Source organism: Enterococcus sp. 3H8_DIV0648 (genome assembly GCF_002140655.1).
Lineage (GTDB): Bacteria > Bacillota > Bacilli > Lactobacillales > Enterococcaceae > Enterococcus_A > Enterococcus_A hulanensis.
In genome coordinates this window covers 1,729,205-1,733,670 of the sequence record NZ_NGLG01000001.1, presented here as the reverse complement: position 1 = coordinate 1,733,670, position 4,466 = coordinate 1,729,205, and the positions used below count along the sequence as shown (strand labels likewise).

4 protein-coding genes are annotated in these 4,466 nt (G+C 42.5%); 3 read left to right on the top strand and 1 reads right to left on the bottom strand.

Features of this window, described 5'->3' with window-relative positions; genetic code table 11:
• Window positions 1–148 precede the first annotated feature (148 nt).
• A complete protein-coding gene (locus A5875_RS08030; protein WP_088933110.1) occupies window positions 149–1,213 on the bottom strand; it encodes a hypothetical protein in 1,065 nt (354 codons plus the stop codon).
• Between the two features lie 369 nt (window positions 1,214–1,582).
• On the opposite strand from A5875_RS08030, the gene A5875_RS08025 reads away from it, so the two are divergent.
• From A5875_RS08025 to A5875_RS08015, 3 genes are read left to right on the top strand one after another with little or no spacing between them, the layout of a single operon-like run.
• A complete protein-coding gene (locus tag A5875_RS08025) occupies window positions 1,583–2,332 on the top strand; it encodes an SDR family NAD(P)-dependent oxidoreductase (RefSeq protein ID WP_088933109.1) in 750 nt (249 codons plus the stop codon).
• A gap of 15 nt (window positions 2,333–2,347) precedes the next feature.
• Complete coding sequence (locus A5875_RS08020) at window positions 2,348–3,145, top strand: SDR family NAD(P)-dependent oxidoreductase (protein ID WP_088933108.1); 798 nt, start codon at window positions 2,348–2,350, stop codon at window positions 3,143–3,145.
• A gap of 20 nt (window positions 3,146–3,165) precedes the next feature.
• The gene (locus A5875_RS08015; protein WP_088933107.1) at window positions 3,166–4,320 is read left to right on the top strand and encodes an oxidoreductase; all 1,155 of its coding nucleotides are present in this window, start codon (window positions 3,166–3,168) and stop codon (window positions 4,318–4,320) included.
• The last annotated feature ends 146 nt before the right edge of the window (window positions 4,321–4,466 follow it).

Below are 4,466 nucleotides of genomic sequence, written 5' to 3'. Positions count from 1 at the left end.
TATAAAAATGAGCTATCTGTTGAGGCAACATTAGACAATAGATTTAGCCCTAAACTTTACTTTGCTTTGGATTTGCCGAAAAAAAATGCTTAAATAAAAGAAGTCTCGCTGAATTTTGGAACAGCGAGACTCCTTTTTTTGATTCTAGCTAAAATCCCAAATCCAACTCAAAATCTTCTTCATCCCAATAATCCTCTGAAACACGATAAGACTTGATCGCCTTTACTTCTTTAGGTAGATGCTCACGAATCAGTAACTCCCAAAAATCAGGTAGATAGTTTTGATCAAAGAAATCATTTGTTTCACTTCCTATAGTGAATAATTGTTCTAATGCTAGAAGCAGAGGAAATGCATTCGCTGCCTGAAAGAACATTTGCGGAAAGGTATCAATAACTTTGATCGTAAACGCCTCGAACTGATTATAATATTTAAAACGGATGATTTTTTCATCCTGTCGCAGTAACCTTCGAGCAAAATCTGTCGTTGATTCATTTTTCCCTCGTGCTAAGGAATAGAAACTTTGTTCGGAGAATTCATCATAATTTTCAGAAATTTCTGGAGCGGTTTTAAAAAAACAGTCTATAAGGGCTAGTTCAGTTTGTTTTTTGTTATTGGTTGCGTTTAAGACCTTTTTTAAATCTTCGGTTGGTTGACAAGAAAGAGCCACCGTACTCAAATAGTCAGTATCTGTCGGAACGATGAATGTTAAGAGTGGTGTATCATATTTCGCTATTTCTCTAGGCATATTTGGATCGGCAAAGGAAACTGAGTAAATTTTTTCGTCTTTTATGTCTTGAAAAGCAACTGAATCTTTCTCAACAAAAGTTTTGAATACACTGAAAACCATGTTTTTTGGCCAACTGAGAATTACTTGCTTTTGAGCGGAAGTTAGATTGGGCAGCCAGTTGACGATTTTTTTAAATTGTTGTGTATCTTCTGAGATTAAATAGTACATCGCTAACACTTGGAGATAAGAATGAAGTGCTTCAGATTCTTGGCTATCTAAAAGAAAGTCATCAAGATCATAACGATTCCCAATCCGCTCAGCCAAAAATTTAGCGAAGCCATCGTTAGATTCTGTATTTAACGTAAATGTATAGCGCATGTTGAGACCTAATAAAGCAACTGTATAAGGATCGTTATTCACAGCCATTGCTTTTCTTAATACTTCTTTGATTTCTGCAAGTGATTGAGGTGCATCAAAATGAGTCATTCATTTCACTCCTTTTTTAGTAATACTTCTTGATATGAAACTGATTTAACAACTTAGTCTTCAGATTGTACTAATCATGTGTGTTTCAACTAAGTTTAGCATAATGAGTCGGGCTTTGGAGCCAAACATATAGATGAATTTTTCCTTTGTATTTTTATGATTTATTTATGAATGCGTTTTCCAACTAACCTGATTAATGCTATCATTAAACTAGCAACAAAAATATTTCCTCTACTTTTTTACGAGTCACTTTAAATCACCAAGACATCTGTCTGAAACTAAAATCCACAAACTGCAACTTGATTGAACAAATTCAACTGCCTATTTTGTTTGAAGTTTTTTTGCTTTGGAAAAGGGAGGTAGAATGGAATGTTCCAAGATTACAAAGTCGTTATCACTGGTGCGACCTCTGGGATCGGTCTGGCTACGGCTCGGCTGTTTATTGAAGAGGGCGCGACGGTCATTGGGATCGGTCGGAATTTTAGCAAGACGAAGGATTTAGGTGATCGGTTTATTCCTCGGATGTGTGATGTGCGGGATGCCGATGAGATCGTGAAGACGTGTGAGTTCATTAAAGAAACGTTTGGTAATGAGTTGGATGTGTTTGTGAACAATGCGGGTTTTGGTGAGAATACTACGATTCGTGATGTGACGGTTGATCAATTTGATCGCTGTTTTAGTCTTTTGTTACGGGCACCAATGTTGTTTGCCAAAGAATTGTATCCTCTTTTATTAAATGCTCCGCAAAACAACGCAAGTATCATCAACACTGCTTCTGCCGCGAGCCGAACTGTCAGCTCTGAAAATCCACTTTATAATTTAGCGAAAAACGCCGTGGTGCTGTATACCAAGCAGCAAGCTATGGGGTTTATTGGTGTGCGCTGCAATAGTGTGTCGCCGGGCTTTATCCAGACACCGATCTTCCAACGCGAGGGTGTCAATATGGAGGAAAACGATGTACTGGCGATGTATGATCAGATGGCGAAGGTGACCTGCGGGCGAACGGGAAAACCGGAAGAAGTGGCGGACTTGATCGCGTTTCTCGCCTCGACGGATGCACAGTATATCAATGGCGCCGATGTGCTGATCGACGGCGGCTTGATGACGGTCAGTAACTGATAAGGAGGAATCGAGATGTTAAATGATTATATCGTATTGATTACTGGTGCGACTTCCGGCATCGGTCTTGCCACGACAAAGGAGTTTCTGGATCAGGGGGCGACGGTGATCGGGATTGGTCGGAATTTTAGTCGGACGAAGGATCTTGGTGAGAAGTTCTTGCCTTTCAAATGTGATGTGACGGATGAAGAGCAGATTAAGGCGGCAGTTGATTTTGTGCAGGAAAAATTTGGCAAATTAGATAGTTTGGTTTGTAATGCGGGGTCAGCGATTGTGGGTACGGTGGAGAATGTTGATTCGGGTGAATTTGAGCGGGCGTTTCAGCTTTATGTACTGCATGCGGCGTTGTTTACTAAGTATTGTGTACCGCTTTTGCGCAAGTCGGAAAATCCTAGTATTACTCATACGGCATCGGTGGCTTCCTTCATGATAGGGGACTCGGTTCCTTATAATGTGTTGAAAGCGGCACTGCTGAACTATACACGGCAAAGTGCAGCGGCATTGTTAAATAATAATCCGGCCGATATGTTTGGCCGGCCAAAACAGGTGACGGAGATTGATGAAGGGGATAATACCTTCATTCGAGTAAATGCTGTTTGTCCGGGATTGATTCGCACGAATTTGATGCCGGATCAGGCATGGGAGATGTTGGGAACGGAAGCGGCATTGAAGGCAATTCCTAGTCGTCGGATCGGTGAGGATTGGGAGCCGGCGAAGCTATTTGCCTTTTTAGCTTCTGCTAAAGCCAGCTTCATCACTGGTGCAACAATCACGATTGATGGCGGCTGGTATACGACTCACGCGCGCGTATAAAAAGAAAGGATGGATCATCAATGAAGGAAAAATATGCAAAATTGTTTGAACCGCTCGAACTGAAACATGGCGGTCGTTTGGAAAATCGTTTCGCGATGTGTCCGATGGTGGTTTTTGCGGCTGATCCGGCAAACGGTCGACCAACAGAAGAAGATATCAAGTATTTTGAACGGCGCAGCAAGTTTGCGGATTTGCTTTTGACTGGGGCGATCACGGTTCAAGAAAATATCCAGGGGCATCCGAAGCAACTGGCGCTGTACAATGATGAGGCGCTCGAAGCTTATAGCAAGTTAGCGGCGGCGATGAAGAGCAATGGCAGTAAAGCGATCGGGCAAATCCAGCATCCAGGTCGGGAAGGTGCTTATGGCTGTTATGTGACGGGGAAAGCCTACGCGCCGAGTGCGATCGAGTTTCCGTTTTTACAATATAAAGTGACGGAGCTGACCGAGGATGAAGTTTGGCAGGTGGTGAAGGATTTCGGTCTGGCAGCGCAGCGCTTATTGAGAGCGGGATTTGATGGAGTGGAGATTCATGGTGCGAATCATTATTTGATCCAGCAGTTTTTCTCCAGCTATTCGAACCAACGCGAGGACTATTGGGGCGGTACGTTTGAGAAGCGGATGAATTTTGCGATCGAGGTAACCAAGGAAGTGTTAAAGGTTGCACGGGCAGAAAATCCACATGCGATCGTCGGCTATCGAATCTCGCCAGAGGAAATCCACGGCGATATGGTAGGCTACGATTTAGATGATTCATTGAAATTGATCGATAAATTGTTAGAACAGGATCTTGATTTCCTTGACCTATCCTCAGCGGCAGGTGGGAATTTCGGTAAAGATGCTTATAAGGCGATGCCGCAAAGAGGGGAGCATACTGAACCAGTAAGTTTGGTGATCAAGAACTTTGTGGCTGGCAGAGTTCCGGTAGTCATTTCAGGAACAATCCGGTCAGCTGATGAAGCGCTGGATGCATTGAACTATGGTGATGTGGCTTCAATGGGCGTGGCGGCGCTGTCTGATCCAGACTTCAAAGAAAAAATTCTGGCGGATAAAGAGGACACTATCCATATGAATGTCAAAGGGCACACCGATGATCTTGAACTGCCGTCTGGCTTGATTGAAGTATACACAGCCGGCATCGGACTGCCGCAGGTTGAAGGGTTGATTGAGAAATAGCGTGTAAGACTGACAGACAGGGACACCATTGCTTGCATATTGCGGGCAATGGTGCTTTTTTATAAATAATTCATTTCATACAATAATTATAAATAAAAAGTTTTATCCAAAATGTTCTTGAGGTCTTTATTATAGATTCAATAAAT